Below are 18,674 nucleotides of genomic sequence, written 5' to 3'. Positions count from 1 at the left end.
GACCTCGGTGCTGATCCCCCTGCGAAGGCCATTCAACGACAGGTTGCCCACGGCGGGTCCGACCCCATGACGCGCGTCGCCGACGACGAGGACGAAGGGGCTGTCCTCGGAAACCTCGTCGCTTTGCTGCGACCGGACCCCGACCGCCTGGACCCCTGGTTCCTGGCCGGCTTCCTCGATGCCGACGACAACCTGGCGGGCGCGTCGACCGGCAGTACCACCGTCCAGGTCCAGCCGGGCCGACGGCGTCTCCCGCTGCTGCCGCTGGAGGAGCAGCGCCGATACGGCGAGGCGTTCCGCCGCGTCCGCGAGCTGCGTCACGCGGCCGACCAGGCCGCCGACCTCGCCCGACGGTCGGCGGACGTCCTCACGGGCGGACTCACCACCGGAGCACTTGAGGCGCCTGGGGGCGGGCAGGGTAGCCGTCCTGGTCTCGGCCCGTCCGTCGTCAGGCCCGCTCGTCGACCGCGCGGCTCAGAGCTCGTCCCGCTCCTCCCAGCGGTCCCGGAACCAGGCCAGGGCCTGCGCCAGCAACGTCCGGCTCTGCTCGTTCTCCAGCAGTGAGAGCCGGAACCCAGGGCGCAGTTCCAGCTTGCCCTCGGGGATCTCGACACCGTCCAGTTCGTTGAGCCGCCGCAGGAGTTCCGCACGCAGCGCTCGGTCGGTGAACGGCTCACGTGCTGCGAGATGCTGGAACACCACTTCGGCCGAACCGCCGCGGCCGCTGCCCGGGTACAGCGTCATCGGCCAGATGCCGCGACCCGGATGCCCAGCCTCGCCGAGCATCAGATACGCGCTGGTCGTCACGTGCCCGGCGCCGTGGCCGACCCAGCCGCCGAGCCCTTCCCACGTGGCGAAGAGTTCGTAGACCGCTGCCACCGTCTCGGGGCTGTCGTCCGCTGTGAGCTGGCTGCGGAACCGTTCGGCCCGCGTCTCCTCCCCCTGTTCCGACGTGGCGGCGTGCGCCTGGTCTTCGTCCTCGGCCCCGTCGTCCTCGGCGCCGGTGAGCAGCAGGGCGAGGTCGTCCCCGACCAGCCGTTGGGCGGGATCGGCGGCGCCGGTGACCGTGAAGTGGATTCCGTCGGCGACCAGTCGGGCCCGGACGTCCTGGTCCTGCTGCTCCTCCTGAGGGGCTACCCAGCGGAAGCCACTGGACACCCGCCCGTCGGCGTTGAGTACCCGGTGAGCGTTGGCCACGCCGGCGGTGTTGGCGAGGTGATTGCCTACGGCCTGGGCACCCGAGCCGAGGAATGCCGCAAGGTCCCCGTAAGAGGTCCATGTGCCGTGAGGCAGCGCGGCAAGAGCCTGGTGGGCGAGGTGCCAGTTACGGGAGCGTTCGGCGCGGCGGACGTCGCGTAGCGGAGCGGGCCACAGCGCGGTGGCGCGGTCGGCGAGATCGTCGGCGCGAGCGAGGATCTCACGGGCGCCCCAGCGTTCGGTGGCGGCGATGCGGCGGTTCATCTCCAGATGACTGCCGTCGAGAAGGCCCTGTTTACGTTCGAACGGGTGGTTGGACAGTTCGGAGTTGAGGGCGGTGAGCGTCAGATTTCCGAGGGTGTGGTGCAGGCGGGCGTGCAGTTCTTCCGCGCTCTCCTCCCCTGTCCCGTCCTCTGCCAGCATGCGGAGCCACTCGTCTCCCGGTGCCTGCGGCATGACGTGCTCGATGGTGAGCTGCGCGGCGGCGAAGTCCACCGGTTCCGGGTGCCCGTAGCTCTCCTCGAGCCGCTGGAGCACGAGCTTGCGCTGGTGCCACCGCCCGTACTGGTAGAACGGCGCGCTGCGGATCTTGTCCCGCAGTTCGTCGTCGTCGGGCCAGAAACGGTTCGGGGACGAGAGGAGCTGACGCAGTCCGTCCGCGACGGGCACGTCGAGCGGAAGCTGAGCAGGCACGGACTGGAAGATTCGGTTGAGATTGTTCGCCGGCACCCGACAGATGGTCCGGCGTACCAGGAAGCTCTCGATGTACGACAGGGCGCGGGCGGTCTCGACCGCGTCGAGATTTCCGCGTTCACGTCGGTCGAGCAGCAGCATCAGCGCGGGGTAGGTCACCATCGCCTGCCAGTCGTGCAGTCGGCGCAGATGAGCACGGACCGACGGGTCCACCTCCTCCTCAGGGTGGATCATCTTGCGGAAATGGACGCTGCGGCGGTGGAGTTCCTTGATGTAGGCCTCGATTTCCTCCTCGCTCGCCGTTCCGTTCTCGAAACGCTGCTGCTGCGAGGTATACAGGTCCTGGCGGCGTACGCGGTCGTCGCCCTCGAGAACCAGTTGCAGCCACATGAGCTGCTCGAGCTCCTCGTTGCTGAGGCTCTCCTGCAACGGCAGCCAGTACGTCTCGTACACCCGGTCACCACGCGCGGGCAGCCCCATGAACAGGTAGTTCCGCAGCAGGTCGGCCTGGCTGAGCTTGAGACCCGTGTTGTTGAGCGACTCGAAGATCCGATGGACGTTGTCGCCGCGTTCTGCGGTGACCGAGACGAGCGTCAAGCGGGAGGTGATCGCCTCCTCGATACGGCACACGTCCTGCGGTGCGGCCGGGTCCTCAGTCTGTACGAGCTTGCGGCGGAAGAACTTGTAGGCGGCGGCGACGCTGTCCCCCGCCCCGTGTTCCGCGTGGGTGCCGCGGACATGCGCGGCGTACTGGGCTCGGTCGGCCTGGGTCGGCAGCAGACGGAAGTGGTCGTTCCCGCTCTTCCGTTTGTTGATCAGGTACTCCTCGCCGATCCGCTCGGCCTCGTCCGGGCGTGCGTCGGCGATGTGGTCCCGGATCGCGGTCAGAGCGAGGGAGAGCGTGGTGAGCCGCTGCTGTCCGTCGACGACGAGCCATCGCGGGAACGTCGCCTCGTTCTGTGGGGACGGTGCGAGGACCACAGAGCCGAGGAAGTGGGTGCTGGCCTTGTTGTCGGACTCCAGCAATTCGGCCTGCTCGAGGATGTCGCTCCAGAGCTGAGTGAGTTGCTTCTCGGTCCAGGAGTACGTCCGCTGGTAGAGCGGCACTTGGAACTGCTGGGCCCTGCCCTGCACGAGGTCGGCGAACAGCGTCTCTTTGGCCTGCATGGGTGGATTCGTCTCCTGTCGCTACGCCCTGCGTATCACGCGAAAGCGACGATATGGTTTCCTGCCAGCTGTCGGGGCGTTCTGCCATAAGTCGCCCGCGCTCTCCTGCCGTCCTGCTGTGGGTCATGCAGAAGCCAACGATGGCTCGACGCCTCGTGAATGCCCGCACCGGGCGGGCCGACGGCCGTGCCCTGGGGTGAAGTCTCGAGCGCCCGGACGAGCACTGGCCGGTCCCGTACTCCGCCTGACGGCGGCCGACCGCAGGCGGCGGAAGCCGCGACCGGGGAGCCCTGAGCTCGTCTCCGGTCCTCTCGGACTGTCACCATCGCGCCGCGCGCCCAGCTCCCGTCCCTGTTGGGCGGTAGCGCCCACGCGTCCGCCCGGGAGGAGCCACCCGTCAGATCAGGGCTGCTGCTTCAGGTCCAGCCGAAATGACGGACAGGTGTCCGGGTCGTAGTTCTTGTTTCGTCCAACACACCCAACACCGGGGCTGGACCGGGCGACTGAATGACCCATGCCACGAGCAAGCCGCCGGCCGCCCGCGCCGCCTGGCTACGGCGGCGCCGCCACCCGCGTAGCGCCGACACAGCGGGTAACACGTCGGTTGCCTTTGATCCCGAGCGGCGAGACGTGCAGCAACGAAGTCCGCCAACGGTCAGGTATAGATGCCGCCTTCAAGGTTGTCGAACAGTTCCACCCACTCGCTGTATTCGTTCGCGAACGGCAGCGGATCGGCAGGCACGCGACTGTGCCAAGAACACACTGCCTCAGGTGCTCCCTCAGGGCCTGCGGGATCAGCTCTTTCACATCGAGGTCTCCCTGAGCGTTACGGGCCGCCGCCTCCGGGCCGTCTGCCTCGACGCGGCCACCCGCGAGGACATCCTCTATGTCACCGCCCGCGCCGAGATGGCCTTCGACCTCGCCCATCCGACCGCGGCGCAACGAGAACTCGATCGTCTCAAGGCGATCGCGCGGCGCTGGGGCGCTGAGCGCTGAGCGCTGAGCGCTGAGCGCTGAGCGCTGAGCGCTGAGTTGTGGTGGCACCAACCGTCGGCCCGGTGACGATGCGAACGAGGACCCGCGAGTGGGGCATGATCGAGCCCTTGGCGTCGACCGTCGGCGCCGAGGGAGTGCGGAGGTTCGTGCATGGCTCCCGGTAGTCCTTCCCGCCCCGGGCGCGCGCACCCCACGCCCAACGGGCTCATCGGTGTGGGCGTCGTTGTGCGTGACGCGCGGCAGCGGGTGCTGCTGGGGCTCGGGCACGACGAGCTGTGGGAGTTGCCCGGCGGCAAGGTGGACGCCGGGGAGGTATTCGAGGATTCCGCGGTTCGTGAACTCGCTGAGGAGACCGGGCTGCTCGCGGACGCCGCCGACGTGCGGATCGGCGCGGTGCTGGTCGACCCGGGCGCGAGCATCCCGCACGTGACGGCTGCCGCGTACGTCGAGCGGTTCACGGGGGCGGCAGTCGTCAGGGAGCCGGACAAGATCGTCCGATGGGAGTGGTGCGAGCTGAACGCGCTGCCGGCAAGTCTCTTCGCGCCGTCGGCAGCGGTTCTGCAGTCGTGGCTGCCCGAACTGCGCCTGAAGAACGACGCGTTCCGTTCGTACGCGGAGACCGGCCGGTCGACCGAGTAGCCGGGTGACGCAGGTCAGGACCCGTACATGAAGCTGTCGTACGGTGCGATGTCGATCAGGTGGTAGAGGCCGAAAGCGCCGGGGAAGAGGACGAGGGCGAGGACGCCCGTGCGGACGAGGGCAGGCCCCATGACGGTGACGCCTTCCGTCTGGCCCTTGATGGTGCGCCAGTCGCGCCACCGCCTGACGTCGCGCCCGCACACGGCCCAGAAGAAGCCGCCGAACACAAGGCTGAGACCCGCACCGACCATGGAGAACCCGCCGACAACAGCCACGAACGTCTCGCGGTCGTGGTGGTCGGCGATGAACAGCGAACCGACTGCCAACAGCACCACGGCGGCGAGCCCGTGCACGGCGCCGCGCACGACCACGTCCTTGAAGCGCAGGCGCGGCAGCCGTACGCCGTCCTCGTCGGTCGTCGGTGCGGAGGCCGTCTGCGGGCCGGTTCGCTGGTCGCGCATCATGCGGGCACGCTACCGGGAGCATATGCGGCGCGATCAGGGTGGTGCCCGGGGCGATCGACGGGGTGCCGGGGCGATCAAGGTGGTGCTCGGGCGATCGATGGGTGTCTGCGAGGTGCGGAGTCCGGCCGGTGTCAGACCCTCCCGTTAGAGTTTTTCGCAAGGTCGCTCGCGCTTCGCGGGCCGATCCCGACCACCTGGCGGGGAGGCGCGCTTGCCTCTCCGAGTTCGATCCACACCACAGCGAGGAACTCCGCGTGAACGACACCTCAGAGTCCTTCCGGCTCCTGCCCGGCGCTCCCGACTCCCCCGTCATCCTGCACGTGCCGCACTCGTCCCGCGCCATACCCGCGCGGGCCCGCGACGGCATCGTGATCGACGACGCGGCGCTCGAGCGGGAGTTGGACCACATCACCGACGCGCACACCGCCGAGATCGCGGCCGCGGCGGCCGGGCGTGCGCGGGTCGCGCCCTGGCGGTTCGTCAACCAGCTGTCGCGGCTGGTCATCGACCCCGAGCGCTTCCCCGACGAGCGCGAGGAGATGCTGGCCGTCGGCATGGGCGCGGTCTACACGCGGACAACGCGCCGGGAGGATCTGCGTGACGCCGGGTTCGACGGACAGCCGCTCATCGACCGGTACTTCCACCCGTACGCGGCTGCAATGACGGCGGCCGTCGACGAGCGGCTCGATGCCGTCGGGCGGGTCGTCGTCGTCGACGTGCACTCGTACCCGACCGAGCGACTGCCGTACGAGCTGCACGGCGACGGTCCGCGGCCTCCGATCTGCCTGGGCACGGACGCGTTCCACACCCCGCCGGCGCTGGTCGCCGCCGCTCAGAAGGCGTTCGCCGGCTTCGGCGGGACTGGTTTGGACAGCCCGTTCGCGGGCGCGTACGTGCCGTTGAAGCATTACGGCACGGACCGGCGCGTCGGCGCGCTGATGATCGAGATACGCCGCGACGTCTACATGACCGAGCCCGGCGGCCCGGCGGGCCCGGGACTCGGTGTGCTCGCGGAGGCGCTGGCGGAGCTCGTGGACGCGGTGGGGGCGTCGGCCTGAGGGCGCCGTCGGCTCTGCATTCCGTTCGACGCTCCGTGCTGCGGTGCAGCGATGCGCAACCACCCGGACCACGGCCTGTAGTCGCTCCTTCTCGCATCCCTGGGGCGTCATCGCAAATCGCGCGCGTCACCGCCGCGGCGTACGTCGAATGCGTCAAAGGCACGACGGAGGTGCGCGAGCCGGACAAGATCGTCCGCCGGGAGTGGTTCGCGGTCGACGCGGTGTCACGCGGGCTGTTCGCCTCATCGGCCGCGGTTCTGGGCAGCAGGCTGCCGGAACTGGGCATGCGGGTGAGGCGTTACGGTCTATCGGGTGGCGTGCTGACACCGCTTCGGGCTCGCCCGTGGGAAGCCACCCGGCCGCTCAGGGCCCGACTACCGCGTGCAGGACACGGCCCGGCCGGTCGCCCGAGGCGACGGACGCACCTGTTGCGCTGCTGTTCGAGCAGCCGGTGTATGCCCCGACCACGACCAGCCGGGGGTGGCATGCGCTGGGCCGTACGCTGCCGCTCGACATGGGCGCCGGGCTTACGTATGTGGGACCGGTAGGCTCGCGACGTGGCCGCGCTCACGCGCGGCGTGGGCGGCGCGACAGGGCAAAGCTTGCCGGGAGGGGCACCAGTACGTGAAGGACTGGGACCCCGAGTGGGAGAACCGCTGCCGGGCTCGTGAGCGCGGACGGCCGGGCCACGGCTCCGCTCAGGAGGCTACCGAAGGCCGGCATCACGAGCCTCCGTCCGATCTTCCGCAACCCGCTTGGGGCCCCTGGAAGCAGGGCAGCCAGGCCAGCACCTTCAGCACCGGCGACGGCACCCAGGTCACCAGCACGCCACCCGAGGCATCCCTGGTCTTCGGCGATAGTCGACGGCGACGACCGGTCGCGCATCAGCACAGTGTTTCCCTTGCGTTGTCGAAGTTGCCCACCAGCCGGTTCCCGTAGCCATGGGTCTTACGGCTCCAGGTAGGGCCGCCGTTGAAGCGGACAGCATGCTGCGGGCGTGAGGGCCAATCGCCCGGTACGCATTCGCGGCATACACCCTTCGGCTCCAGCTTGGCCCAGCCATGGATCACGCGGGTTCCAGCAGAACGGCCGGCAGAGTGCCGTGCACGATCGGGTCTTTCGGCAGCGAGAGCCCGAAGAAGCGCTCGACGATGCCCAGTGCGGTGCGGTGCACCTCCTCTCTGTCCCGCTCCGGGTCCGGCAGGCCGGCAGCGGTCAGCAGCTCCTGCAGACGGGCGGCGGTCGCAGGGTCGCCGACTACGCCCTGGTAACCCCACGAGGCGTCCAGGTGCAGATTGAAGGCGCTCACCGGGCGGCCGTCGTGAAAGTAGGCGAAGTGCGGCGGGACCGGCTTGCCGTTGTCCTCGTCGTACTCCAGGAGGCAGACGTGCGCACCGCCGTGCGAAACCGGTTCCAGCGAGTCGAACTCGCCCGGCCAACCGCCGTACGCCACCGCGTAGGTCCAGTCCCCGTTGCGACCGAGGCGCAGGCCGATGCCGTCGTAGTAATCGCCGTACGTGTCGTTGATGAGCTCCAACAGAGACTCCCCGGTGTGCTCCCCGACCGTCACGGCGGTGTGCTCCGTGTCGTATAGGACGGTCGCCGCGAGGCGGTCGGCGAGCTCGTCCGGGGACAGCCCGCGGGCGAGCACCACATAGTGGCCCCCGAAGGCGATGGATTGGCGGGCAGCGAGCCATGTCGTTCCTTCGGTCATGGCGACCATCCTGACCGGTCCCTCTGACAACACGGGGGCACGCGCTCGCGTCGTACGCAGCCTGGAAGTCGATCCCGTCGGACCAGACCACGACCGGCATGTCAGCGATATCCCCTTGTAGAGCCCGCCCCCTCCCCCGGCAGGTGCTCGGCTACGACCCGCACACCTGCCGCAAGAGCCGTACGTTCAGCTGGCATGCCGTGGGACTGGTCCGGGTGAATTCCGGGCCCGTGGAAGCCCGCAGCGGGGACGGGCGTTCTAGCCTGTACAGGGCATTGTCGGCACGGACAGTGTGCGCACTGGTGCGGGTGGCGGTGCGCGTGCCGGTTCTTCGGGTGAACGGGGGCGTTGCTACATGTCCGAGTCGGACACAGGGCACGGGCGGCGGCCGGATCCGCCGGAGGACGAGGACGGCGCGTCGGACCTGTTCCGCACCATCGGCCGCCAGGTGCGGCTGCTGCGGGAGCGGGCCGGTCTGACGCAACGGGAGTTGGGCGACCGGCTGGGGTACGGGGAGGACCTGATCTCCTCGCTGGAACGGGGACGGCGTACGCCGCAGCCGGAGTTCCTGGCGGCGGCGGACGAGCTGCTGGGCGCGGGCGGGCTGCTGCGGGCGGCGACGGAGGACGTACAGCGGGCGAAGGCGCGGGCGCGGGTGAGGCATCCGGCGTGGTTTCGGGACTACGCCCGCCTGGAGAGCCAAGCAGTGGAGATCAGCTTCTTCAGTACGGTCACCTTCCCCGGACTGCTCCAAACCGAGCCCTACGCCCGCGCGACCTTCACCGTGCGGCAACCGCTGCTCGACGAGACGACGATCGAGGACAGAGTTGCAGCGCGACTGGATCGGCAGCAGATCCTCACCCCTTGGCCAGCTCCAGTAGTCACCGTCGTCGTCGACGAGTCTGTCCTCCGGCGTGAGATTGGCGGACCGGAGGTGCAGCGGGATCAGCTGAAGAGCCTGCTTCAGTCGAGCCGGCTGCGTAGCACGACGATTCAGGTGCTTCCTTTGACGTGCGAGGGAATGCGGGCCTGGACGGTCCGTTCATCCTGCTCACGCCCAAGGGGAAGCAGCAGCTCGGCTACCTCGAGGTACAGGGTGTTGCCAACCTGGTCACGGACCCGGAGGAGGTACGTATGCTGGCCGTGCGCTACGGAACCATCCGAGGCCAGGCGCTCACTCCGCACGAGTCCATGGCCCTGATCGAGAAGCTGCTGGGAGAACGATGGGCACGCAGGCATCACCGTCAACCGGTTCGTCTGAACTGGCCTGGTTCAAGAGCAGCTACAGCGGTGGCGAGGGCGGCGAGTGTGTAGAAGTCGCCGCTGCCAACGACGGGGTGTTCGTCCGCGATTCCAAGAACGTAAGGCTCCCCCATCTCGTCGTGGGCGCCGCTGGTTGGGCTTGTTTCGTGCGGTTCACCGCCGCCCGATAGACCCGGCTCCGGATGGCCGCGGAACAGGCGGCCACCGAGCACAGCCGGTCGTGCGGTACGGAAGCATCGGCAGCCAGGCATTCACTCCGCGGGAGTCCATTGGTGAACCGCCCTCTGCTTCTGGCTCCTCGGCCACTCGGCGATGGCACGCCCGCTGTAGAGGTGATCGGCGCTGGATTCCGAGGCGGCGATACCTTCCGCCCCGACCTAGCGTAGGCAGGCCGCGTGTGCACGGACGAACTGCCCGTCGCCTGGGCGCCCTCGGCCCGGTTCGCCCAGCAGGCTACGGCTTCCGGCCCGCCGCCAGCTCGTCCAGCATACGCATCGCCTCCGAGTGGGCGCTCATCCGGCGGCTCACCGCGCCGAACGTGAACAGCGCGATTCCGGCGCCCGAGACCGGTACGGACAGCCCGAGCACGGCCAGCGCTTCGGGCCAGTCGCGTTCGTCCTGGCAGTAGTCGCCCCTCTGGAGGCCCTCGTTGGCCGTTCCCCACTCCGTGAACAGCCGAGACCGGCACTCCTGGGGATAGCGGTCGTCGGGTTCCTCGTCGACCTCGTAGGGCGTCAGGAGCAAGATGGCGCACCACCCCCACAGGACGGTCGCCACGGACAGCAGACCCACACCCCAGGCGCGTATGCGGCTGGACTGGTCGCGGAACTCTAGATCGTATTCGCGTGATCGCACGGCGGGCGAATCTATCAGCGCCCACCATGTCGGCTCCTGCCGGTCCGCTCCTTGTGACGGACGGCAGTCGCACGTCTGCGGACCGGCCGAGCCGGCGAACGGGACGGCGCGCACCGTCGTGGGCCCCGGCCAGGCCCCCCGGCGGGTGGTCCGGCGGCCGTCCCTGCCGGAGACCCGCGATCCGGAGTACAGGCAACCACTTTGTCGTGACGGGTACTTGGGCCACTTTGGCCCTTCCCACGTCATGCCGTCGTCTGAGATCTTGCGTCGATCCCGTTCGACCAACAGCCCGGCCGGCGCCACCAGCGCCCCGGGCTCTCGGAGGATGTCTTGACAACCCCCCTCATAGCCGGCGGCATGTCCCGCCGCCTCAGACGGTCCCTCGTCGTCGGCGCCGCCCTCGGCGCGGCCGTCGCGTTCGCCACTCCCGCCGGTGCGGTCAACACCGCCGACCGCAGCACTCCGGCCGCGGCCACCGCACCCGCCGCGCCCGCCTGGGCCACAGGTACCCGCGCGTATCTGGTCATCACCGCGCCCGGCGACACCTCGGCGGTGCGGAGCGCGGTCACGGCCAACGGCGGCACCGTGTTCGCCCACTACGACGCGATCGGCGTCGTCGTCGCGCACTCCGCCTCCGGCACCTTCGCCGCCACCATGCGCGGTGTCGGCGGTGTCCAGCAGGTCGGCGCCACCCGGACCTCGGACGTGCCCGCCGACGCGTACAACCCGGCGCTCCCCGCCACTCCCCCGCAGTCCCCCACCACCCTCACCGAGACCAACCGCTGGGACATGACGCGGATCAACGCCGACAAGGCGTGGGCCGTGACCACCGGTTCCTCCTCCGTCAAGGTGGGCGTGCTCGACACCGGCGTCGACGACCTGCACCAGGACATCGCGCCCAACTTCAATGCGGCCGACTCCGTCTCCTGCGCCTACGGCAAGGCGGACCCCCGTACCGGCGCGTGGCGTGACGTGGGCACGCACGGCACGCACGTGGCGGGCACCATCGCGGCGGCCAAGAACGGCAAGGGCGTCATCGGGGTAGCGCCCGGCGTGAAGATCTCGTCCGTGCGGATCGCCGAGCCCAGCACCAGCATGTTCTTCGCCGAGAACACCATCTGCGGTTTCATGTGGGCGGGTGACCACGGCTTCAAGGTCACCAACAACAGCTACTACACGGACCCGTGGATGTTCAACTGCCCGGACAACGTGGACCAGGCCGCCATCATCGAGGGTGTGCGTCGCGCGCAGGAGTACGCGGAGGGCAAGGGCTCGCTGCAGGTCGCCGCGGCAGGCAACTCGAACTACGACCTGGCGAACAAGCGGACCGACACATCCAGCCCGAACGACTCGACGCCGGTCACCCGCACCATCACCAACGCCTGCATCGACATCCCGACCGAACTGCCGGGCGTGGTGACCGTGGCGGCGATGGGCAACGGGAACGTGAAGGCGTCGTACTCCAACCTCGGGCGGGACATCATCGACGTCGCGGCCCCGGGCGGCGACGGCGCGTACGGCGTCTACTCGACAATGCCGGGCGGCAAGTACGGGAACATGAACGGCACGTCGATGGCCTCCCCGCATGTCGCGGGTGTGGCGGCGCTGCTGGCGAGCACCGACCCGGCCGCGACGCCTGCCCAGCTGAGGACACGTCTGGCGGAGCAGGCCACGGACATCGCCTGCCCGTCCGACAGCCGGTGCACGGGCACGACGGCCAAGAACGCGTTCTTCGGTGAGGGCCAGGTCGACGCGCTGAAGGCGGTCGGCGGGACAACCCCGCCGCCCGGCGGGTACTTCGAGAACACGGCCGACGTCACGATCGTCGACAACGCCACGGTGGAGTCCCCCGTCACCGTGACCGGCGTCGTGGGCAACGCGCCGGCCACGCTGAAGGTCGGTGTGGACATCAAGCACACCTACCGCGGCGACCTGGTCGTGTCCCTCGTCGCACCGGACGGGACGGTCTACACGCTGGAGGACTTCCCGAACGGCGACAGCGCCGACAACGTCGCGAAGACGTACACGGTGAACGCCTCCTCGGAGGCGGCGAACGGCACCTGGAAGCTGCGCGTCCGTGACATGGCGTCGCAGGACACCGGCCGGATCGACGCCTGGAACCTCACGTTCTAGGCCTGTCCTGAGTCGTAATCACGTGGCGGGGCTGAGGCTGCGCAGCCAGAGGACCGCGCCGCGCAGCCGAAGCCCCCTGCCGTGTAGCTCTCGGGCTTCTTGTCGAAGCGTGTGGCCGGCCCTCTCCAGTCCTTGATCTTGTTGATGCAGCGCTCCACGCTGCCGCGCTCCTTGTACAGCTCGGCGTCGTATGAGACCGGCTGCCCGCCCCTGGACCCCCTTCTTGCGGTTGGCCGCCTGATCCGCCTTCTCCGGGATCACCGCCCGGATCTTCCGTTTCCGCAGGTGGGCTCGGTTGGCGCGGGAGGAGTACGCCATGTCGGCGGCCACCGCGCCGGGGCGAGTACGCGGGCGCCCGACCGGCCCGCGCACCTTGACCTTCTCCAGCACCGCCGCGAACTGCGGGCTGTCGGCGGCCTGCCCGGCAGTAACCACGAACGACAGCGGGCGGCACCGCCGGCCAGCCGACGGATGAACCTTGCAGGTCAAACCGCCTCGGGAACGCCCCAGTGCCGCTGCCTTCAAGCGAGCCCGGCGCCGACGCCGCAACCGGCGGCGCTCCTCGCGCTCCGGATTGGTCGGGGTCACTGCCTCGGCTGCGACCTGCCGCTTGCGCCTCTTTCCCGCCTTTTGCGTGCCCCCTTTCCAGCCTCGGCAGCCTTCTCCAAGGCGGACAGGACCTCCTCGCCCACGACCATGCCGGGCGCACGGGCGGCCCGTGGCTCGGCGGCCTGGTCATCGACGCGGACCTCGGCTTCGCGTCGACGGCCCGGGCGGGCGCGGCGATGATGCTCGCCGCGATCGCCCACGTCGCGCTCGCGATGCGGCTGCACGGCAGGTGACGGGAGAGACGGCCGATGCCCCGGCAGAGGCCCTGCGCACCGAGAGGGTCTGATTCCACGCGCCGGCCGGAGGCACATGGGTCGGGGGCGCCCCCCGCCCGCTGCGGAAGGGGCACGGTCTACCGCAGTGAGCCGTGGTGACCGGTGGTGGTGCCTTTGCGGCGGGCGCGGTGCGCGGCGGCGCTTGCGCGGTTTCCACAGATCTGTGGACTGCAGTAGCGGCGTGACTGGTTGCGGGAGACGTCCACGAACACCTCTTCGCAGCGGTTGCCGTTGCAGATGTGCAGGCGGCTCATTCCCGTGGTGGTGATGACGCCGAGGAGGCCCATGGCGGCGTTCACGGCGTACTGATCGACGGGCGGGGCCTGCGGGTCGGTGACGTGGAGGTGCCATTCGCCGTCGTGATTGGTGTAGTGCGGCAGTGCGTGGTGCTCGGCGAGGATGCGGTTGAGGAGGGCGACGGCAGTTTCCTCGTCGGGGGCGCCGAAGACTTCACGCAGGGCCGTCCGCAGGGTGCGTGCCTTCTCGAGGTCCTTGCCGGTGGGCACGTCTTTTATCCGGATTCCGTGCGCGACGAGGAGTTCGGTCAGCGCGGCCGAATCCGGCATCTTCTCCTTTCCACGGACCATGTTGTAGGTGTTCACCAGGTCCTCGGCCCATGTCGCCGGATCCTCGGAGTAACTAGCAAATCTCATCATGGCTCCGTACTATCTGTCGCAATGGATCGTCTCAGGATTGGAGGGTCGATGGACTCCCAAGAGGCATTACCCGCTCCCGCCACCACATCTGAAGGGTATTATCCCCCGGCCGGCTTCAAAGAAGAGTGGCTCCGCGGACTGCGCATGGCAATCCCGCTGGCGATCGCCGTCTTCGGCTTCGCCGTGTCCTTCGGCGTGGTGGCACGGGCCGCCGACATGGGAATCATGGCGCCCATCGCCATGTCCTTGACGACCTTCGCCGGATCGGCCCAGTTCGCGGCCGCGTCCGTGGTGGGCACGGGCGGAGGCATCGCCGCGGCCATCGTGGCCGCCGTTCTGCTCAACTCCCGTTACCTGCCGATCGGGATCAGCGTCGCCCCGGCGATGACGGGCAACGCCGTCAAACGCTTCTTCTCCGCGCAGCTGGTGGTGGACGAGTCCTGGGCCGTGGGACATCTGGGCGAGGGCCGCTACTCGCGCGGCCGGCTGCTGGGCGCGGGTGTGGTGGTCTACTGCGCCTGGGTGGGCGGCACAGCCGTCGGTGTGCTGGGGGCTCAGTACGTCGGGGACCCGCTGCGCTTCGGACTGGACGTGGTGTCGCCCGTCCTCTTCCTGGCCCTGCTCAAGGGGCAGATCAGCGATCGGCGCGCGCTCGTGTGCGCGATCCTCGGGGTCGCGATCGCGTTGTCGCTGACGCCGATCGCCTCACCGGGCGTGCCGTTGATCGCATCCACCGTCGCCTGTCTGCTGGGATTGAGGAAATGATGAGCGGAGTATGGCTCGCGGTGCTCCTCGTGGGTGCCGTGTCGATGGCGCTGAAGGCCACCGGGCCGGTGCTGCTGGGCGGACAGGAGCTGCCGTACAGCATGCAGCGGGTCGTGGCCCTGATGGCACCGACACTGCTGGCGGCACTGATCTCCACTCAGATCTTCGGCAGCGGCCAGGCCCTGACGGTAGATGCCCGCGTGGTGGGCCTGGCCGTGGGCGCGTTCGGGGTCTGGCGGAACTGGCCCACCTTGCTCGTGGTGTTCCTGGGCGCCGCCGCGGCGGCCGTGACCCGGCTGATCGCGGGATGAGAGGAGTCGTCATCATGGGCGAAGATCCGGCCGATGGGCAGATGTGGCCGACGGCGGCACTGTGGGACGCGGGCATCCGGCTGGGGCACCGGCTCACGCTGCCACCGCTGCCCCTGCGGCCGGCGGCGTCGGGGATGAGGCTCGCCGGTCCGCTGCGCCGGATCCGGCACACCGAGGGAGTTGCCTCGATCCTCGAGGGCCTGGACGAGGCGCGCGAGGGGGACGTGCTGTTCATCGACAACGAGGGGCGTACGGACGAGGCGTGCGCGGGCGACCTTGTCGCGATCGAAGCACGGCTGGCCGGAGTGGCCGGCCTGGTGGTGTGGGGGTGTCACCGGGACACCGACGAGCTGGCCGTCATCAGGCTGCCGGTGTTCAGCCTGGGGCCGTGCCCGTCGTCGCCCACCCTGCGTCCGGATACCGACGGCGCCGCGGAGCCCTTCCCGTTCGAGGCGGGTGACGTCGCGGTGGGCGACTCCGACGGCTTGGTCCTCGTCCCCGCCAAGATCCACTCGGAGGTCGTGGATGTCGCCCGGACCATTGTGGCGGCCGAGCAGCGACAGGCCGAGAAGGCACTCCGCGGAGTGAGCCTGCGCGAGCAGCTGCGCTGGGCGGAGTTCAGGGAACGACGGCGAGAAGACCCGTCGTACACCTTCCGTCTGCACATGGCCCGGGTGGGCGGGGCCCTGGAGTAGGAGCCGGGCCCGTTCAGGCGGGAGTGTTCCAGCGCAGCAGGAGGTCGCGGCGCCGCCGCGGGCGGTGGACGACGATCTCTTCCCGGCGGGTGTCCCCGGGGGTGCATCGGCAGGTCATGGGAGCCTCCTTGCGGCATTGATGTGGGTGCGGGTGAACTCGACCTGACGGCGGAAGACCGTGACGCGTTCCTCCACAGCCGTCATGCTGTGGCCCGCGTCCACGGCGTGGAATTCGACGGACAGGCCGCGGGCTTCGAGGTGGTCGGCGTAGGCGCGGGCCTGGTCGATGGGGCAGCGCGCGTCGTTGACGCCTGCGCAGATGAAGACCGGTGCGCGGACGGCATCGGCGTAGGTGGCGGGCGAGGCGTCGCGGTATATCTCGGGGACCTCCTCCGGTGTGCCGCCGAAGAGACTGCGGTCGAGCGCCTTGATGTCGTCCATGGCCTGCTGGTGGGCGGCGGCGCAGTCGGCGACCGGAGCACCGGCCAGGCCGATGGTCCAGTCATCCGGCCGGGTGCCGAGCCCCAGCAGGGTCAGATAGCCGCCCCAGGACCAGCCGGCCAGTACGAGGCGGGCCGGGTCGACGATCCCGTGGTCGACGGCACACTGCCGTACCGCGGTGATGTCCTCGAGCTCGGTGTGGCCGACACGGCGCCGCAGGGCTTCCGTCCACGCCCGCCCGTAGCCTGTCGAGCCGCGGTAGTTGACGCGTACGACGGCGAATCCCTCGTCCGTCCAGGCCGCGACTTCGGGATCGAAGGCGTCCCGGTCGTGTTCGTCGGGCCCGCCGTGCAGCAGGAACACCGCGGGATGCGGCTTCGTACCGGTCCGGGGCAGGCTCAGCAGGGCGTGGACGCGGCCGCCGGGGCCGTCGACCCACATGTCACCGGCGAGCGCGGTCCGCGGCGGAAGGCCGGTGGCGGGAAACCGCGGGTCGTTGTCGAGGGCCCGGAAGACGGGCGGGTGCGCGGAGTCGGACCACTGGAACCACACATCGCCGCCGGGCCGGGTGCGGGCATGCTCGATGGTGCCGTCGGGAATCTTCAGCCGGGTCAGCTCGCGGGCGGCCAGGTCGTAGCTGAAGGCCTCGGAGCGGGCCTGGTGGTCGTGGACGACGAGCAGGGACGTGGCGTCCTGCGACCACTCGACGGAGGTCTCGCCGGGCAGCTCGAGGTCAAGGCTCACGCGCTCGCCGGTGAGCGGCTCGTGGACGACGGGCTCCCAGCGGTCCTCACGCGGCTGCAGGACCAGCAGCCGGTTGTCGCCGGGGACCGGGGAGAAGCCGACGGCCTCGCCGTCGAGGTCGGCGACGGCGCGTCCGTCCGTCGTCAGGACGCGCACGCCCGGCTCCCACAGGTCGCCGCGCTCGCTGTGCGCGATGACGGCAAGGGTGAGGTCGCGGGACAGGTCGACGGCGTACGCGGGCTCTTCGTGCCGGTAGAGGCGGCGGGATCCGCCGCCGGGCAGCACGAGGGAGACGTCGGTGCCGTGCTCGGTGGTGTGGCCGAGCAAATTGTGTCCGCGCAGGCCGAGGGCGAGTCCTGCGGGCCAGTAGGGTTCCAGATCCCGTACGGCGGGCTCGTCGGGGCCTCCGAGGAACGGCTGCCGCATCCACTGGCCGCGTTCGTCACCGTCGGTGTCGGCGAACCACCACACGGCCTCGCCAGACGCTTCGATGGCGCAGTGCTGGGCGCCGGAGGGGCGGTCGGTGACCTGCCGCAGCGTGCCAGCCGTGCGGTCCCAGCAGTAGACCTGGGCGTTGCCGGAGCGGTCGCTGACGAATACGCAGCGCTCCGGGGAGCTCTTGGCCCAGGCGGGGAGCGTGTGGCGCGGGGCTCGGAAGCGCTGCTCCCACAGTGGTGTGTCCGGAGCGGTCATCTCAGTGGCAACCGCAGTTGGCCGCGGTGACGCGGTTCATCCGGCGGCGGGGGCCCTGACCGGCGGGGGCCGTGCCCGCTCCCGCCAGGGGCGCGGTGCCGCCGAGGGCGGTGAGGGAGCTGGTGGCGCAGTCGAGGACGATCTGGAACTCGGTGAGCGGCAGCGAGCCGAGCACCAGGTGGACGGAGGCCGCGGCCCTGCCCGTGCCGGCGGCATTGGACTCGGAGTTGAAGGGCAGCTGCGGGGCGGCGGGGTTGATGCCGAACTCGAGTCCGGTGACCTCGGTGTGGCCCGGGTCCGTGGTGAAGAGCTGCGTCAGGGCGGCGGCCGCGGTTGCGGACCCTGTCTCGGTCGCCTTCATGTCGGTCACCGCCCCGTCCTCGATGGTGAGCACGAGCGGGTAATGGGAGAGCCCGGAGAGCTTCTCGAACAGTTCCTGGCAGGTGGCCGTACCGGGCGCGCGCGTGCGTACGACGGACCAGCCCTTCACGGCGATCTGACCGGTGACGGTGGTGCCGACGCTCGCAAGGTCCAACCTCTGCAGGCCGGCGGGCGCGCTCTGCACGGCGCCGGGCCGGAAGATGCCGGTGTCGGTCCGGGACCACGTCGGTGTGGTGAAGGTCATCTTGGCCACGGACTCGGTCAGGGTCTCCTCGAGAACCAGGCCGCCGGCCGCCGCCACGGCGTCGCCGAGCGCGGTGCCGGTCCGGCCGAGGGCGTCGGGGTCGGCCTGCTCCAGCGATGCGAGGAGACTGCCCAGTTGGTCGAGGGCGAGGGGGCCGGTACCCGCGCGGAGGGTGGCGACGGTACGGTGCGGGCCCACCTCGGAGGCGGGGGCTGTCAGCAGCCGGTCGTCCCGGGCCACGACGAGGACGTCGCAGTCCTGCGGGATGCCGGAGCGCAGTACGTCGGTCAGGGACCGGCTCGGCTCGGCCGTGACCGTGTCCCATGCTTCGTAGCGGCTCGGGGGTTCGATCCGGAAGGAGTCGGAGAACCGCTGTTCCAGAACGAGCGTGAATCGGTTCCGGCCTACCGGGTACTGGCGATAGGCCTCAGGACGGGCGACAATCACTGTGACACTCCCAGATCGTTGTGCCGGTGTGTCAGCAAGGCGGGCCGAGCTATCACCTCGGCCCGCCTCGCTTACGGCACACCCGGCGCGATGCTTCTCGAGCGTTTCGCGCGTGGCTGCCTGCTACCCGGCTCAGCCCAGCAGGGTGCCGAGATAGTTGCTGTTCTTACGAACCTTGATGGTCTTCTTCATGGCGAACACCCCCCAACTGCTGCTCGATCCGACAGGCAAGCG

Annotated in this window: 16 protein-coding genes and 2 pseudogenes; 10 read left to right on the top strand and 8 right to left on the bottom strand. The window is 69.8% G+C overall.

All coding sequences use genetic code 11. The features are described from left to right. Positions 1-66: 66 nt before the first annotated feature. Complete coding sequence (locus ACIQ7Q_RS23625; protein WP_403865474.1) at positions 67-564, top strand: hypothetical protein; 498 nt, start codon at positions 67-69, stop codon at positions 562-564. On the opposite strand, the gene ACIQ7Q_RS23620 is transcribed toward ACIQ7Q_RS23625, so the two are convergent. Next, positions 475-3,057: a DUF262 domain-containing protein gene (locus ACIQ7Q_RS23620; RefSeq protein ID WP_403865471.1), complete on the bottom strand. Its 2,583-nt coding sequence runs from the start codon at positions 3,055-3,057 to the stop codon at positions 475-477. The two genes, ACIQ7Q_RS23625 and ACIQ7Q_RS23620, sit on opposite strands and share 90 nt — an antisense overlap. Before the next feature lie 771 nt (positions 3,058-3,828). Here ACIQ7Q_RS23620 and ACIQ7Q_RS23615 point away from each other — a divergent pair. Further along, the gene (locus ACIQ7Q_RS23615) at positions 3,829-4,053 is read left to right on the top strand and encodes a hypothetical protein (RefSeq protein ID WP_403865468.1); all 225 of its coding nucleotides are present in this window, start codon (positions 3,829-3,831) and stop codon (positions 4,051-4,053) included. A gap of 150 nt (positions 4,054-4,203) precedes the next feature. Further along, on the top strand, positions 4,204-4,692 hold the full coding sequence (locus ACIQ7Q_RS23610) for an NUDIX hydrolase (RefSeq protein ID WP_403865465.1): 489 nt from the start codon (positions 4,204-4,206) through the stop codon (positions 4,690-4,692). Between the two features lie 14 nt (positions 4,693-4,706). Here ACIQ7Q_RS23610 and ACIQ7Q_RS23605 read toward each other — a convergent pair whose 3' ends face one another. Further along, positions 4,707-5,156 carry a DUF6336 family protein gene (locus ACIQ7Q_RS23605; RefSeq protein WP_403865462.1) on the bottom strand — a complete coding sequence of 150 codons (450 nt, stop codon included), beginning with the start codon at positions 5,154-5,156 and terminating at the stop codon, positions 4,707-4,709. 254 nt (positions 5,157-5,410) lie between these two features. Here ACIQ7Q_RS23605 and ACIQ7Q_RS23600 point away from each other — a divergent pair, with 254 nt between their 5' ends. Next, positions 5,411-6,214, top strand: coding sequence for an N-formylglutamate amidohydrolase (locus ACIQ7Q_RS23600; RefSeq protein ID WP_403865459.1), 804 nt, complete (start codon positions 5,411-5,413; stop codon positions 6,212-6,214). Between the two features lie 1,066 nt (positions 6,215-7,280). On the opposite strand, the gene ACIQ7Q_RS23595 is transcribed toward ACIQ7Q_RS23600, so the two are convergent. Beyond that, positions 7,281-7,928 (bottom strand): DUF6461 domain-containing protein, encoded by a 648-nt coding sequence (locus ACIQ7Q_RS23595; RefSeq protein WP_403865456.1) that lies wholly within the window; start codon positions 7,926-7,928, stop codon positions 7,281-7,283. Positions 7,929-8,283: 355 nt separating this feature from the next. On the opposite strand from ACIQ7Q_RS23595, the pseudogene ACIQ7Q_RS23590 reads away from it, so the two are divergent. Then, positions 8,284-9,152, top strand: a pseudogene (locus ACIQ7Q_RS23590) (helix-turn-helix domain-containing protein); the annotation flags it as partial. Then, positions 9,152-9,361, top strand: a complete 210-nt coding sequence (locus ACIQ7Q_RS23585) for a DUF397 domain-containing protein (protein ID WP_403865453.1) — start codon at positions 9,152-9,154, stop codon at positions 9,359-9,361. The pseudogene ACIQ7Q_RS23590 and the gene ACIQ7Q_RS23585, both read left to right, overlap by 1 nt. A gap of 283 nt (positions 9,362-9,644) precedes the next feature. Here ACIQ7Q_RS23585 and ACIQ7Q_RS23580 read toward each other — a convergent pair whose 3' ends face one another. Further along, a complete protein-coding gene (locus ACIQ7Q_RS23580) occupies positions 9,645-10,046 on the bottom strand; it encodes a hypothetical protein (protein ID WP_403865450.1) in 402 nt (133 codons plus the stop codon). A 357-nt stretch (positions 10,047-10,403) separates the two neighbouring features. Between ACIQ7Q_RS23580 and ACIQ7Q_RS23575 the strand changes: the two genes are divergently transcribed. Next, positions 10,404-12,179: a S8 family peptidase gene (locus ACIQ7Q_RS23575; RefSeq protein ID WP_403865825.1), complete on the top strand. Its 1,776-nt coding sequence runs from the start codon at positions 10,404-10,406 to the stop codon at positions 12,177-12,179. Positions 12,180-12,197: 18 nt separating this feature from the next. On the opposite strand, the pseudogene ACIQ7Q_RS23570 reads toward ACIQ7Q_RS23575, so the two are convergent. After that, positions 12,198-12,958, bottom strand: a pseudogene (locus ACIQ7Q_RS23570) (IS5 family transposase); the annotation flags it as partial. A gap of 182 nt (positions 12,959-13,140) precedes the next feature. Next, positions 13,141-13,719 carry a CGNR zinc finger domain-containing protein gene (locus ACIQ7Q_RS23565; RefSeq protein WP_403865447.1) on the bottom strand — a complete coding sequence of 193 codons (579 nt, stop codon included), beginning with the start codon at positions 13,717-13,719 and terminating at the stop codon, positions 13,141-13,143. Between the two features lie 144 nt (positions 13,720-13,863). On the opposite strand from ACIQ7Q_RS23565, the gene ACIQ7Q_RS23560 reads away from it, so the two are divergent. From ACIQ7Q_RS23560 to ACIQ7Q_RS23550, 3 genes are read left to right on the top strand one after another with little or no spacing between them, the layout of a single operon-like run. Further along, complete coding sequence (locus ACIQ7Q_RS23560) at positions 13,864-14,484, top strand: AzlC family ABC transporter permease (RefSeq protein WP_403865444.1); 621 nt, start codon at positions 13,864-13,866, stop codon at positions 14,482-14,484. Next, positions 14,481-14,795 (top strand): AzlD domain-containing protein, encoded by a 315-nt coding sequence (locus ACIQ7Q_RS23555; protein ID WP_403865441.1) that lies wholly within the window; start codon positions 14,481-14,483, stop codon positions 14,793-14,795. Before ACIQ7Q_RS23560 ends, ACIQ7Q_RS23555 begins: the two co-directional genes overlap by 4 nt. A gap of 14 nt (positions 14,796-14,809) precedes the next feature. Continuing rightward, positions 14,810-15,490 carry an RraA family protein gene (locus ACIQ7Q_RS23550; RefSeq protein WP_403865438.1) on the top strand — a complete coding sequence of 227 codons (681 nt, stop codon included), beginning with the start codon at positions 14,810-14,812 and terminating at the stop codon, positions 15,488-15,490. Between the two features lie 114 nt (positions 15,491-15,604). Here ACIQ7Q_RS23550 and ACIQ7Q_RS23545 read toward each other — a convergent pair whose 3' ends face one another. Both ACIQ7Q_RS23545 and ACIQ7Q_RS23540 read right to left on the bottom strand, forming a co-directional pair. After that, positions 15,605-17,368 carry a prolyl oligopeptidase family serine peptidase gene (locus tag ACIQ7Q_RS23545; protein ID WP_403865435.1) on the bottom strand — a complete coding sequence of 588 codons (1,764 nt, stop codon included), beginning with the start codon at positions 17,366-17,368 and terminating at the stop codon, positions 15,605-15,607. A gap of 1 nt (position 17,369) precedes the next feature. After that, positions 17,370-18,440, bottom strand: a complete 1,071-nt coding sequence (locus tag ACIQ7Q_RS23540) for a hypothetical protein (RefSeq protein ID WP_403865432.1) — start codon at positions 18,438-18,440, stop codon at positions 17,370-17,372. Positions 18,441-18,674: the final 234 nt, after the last annotated feature.

Origin of the sequence: Streptomyces sp. NPDC096176, assembly GCF_044763255.1 — a bacterium.
In the GTDB taxonomy this organism is placed as follows: Bacteria; Actinomycetota; Actinomycetes; order Streptomycetales; family Streptomycetaceae; genus Streptomyces.
Note: the sequence above shows the minus strand (reverse complement) of the source record. Positions and strands in the feature narration are given on the sequence as shown.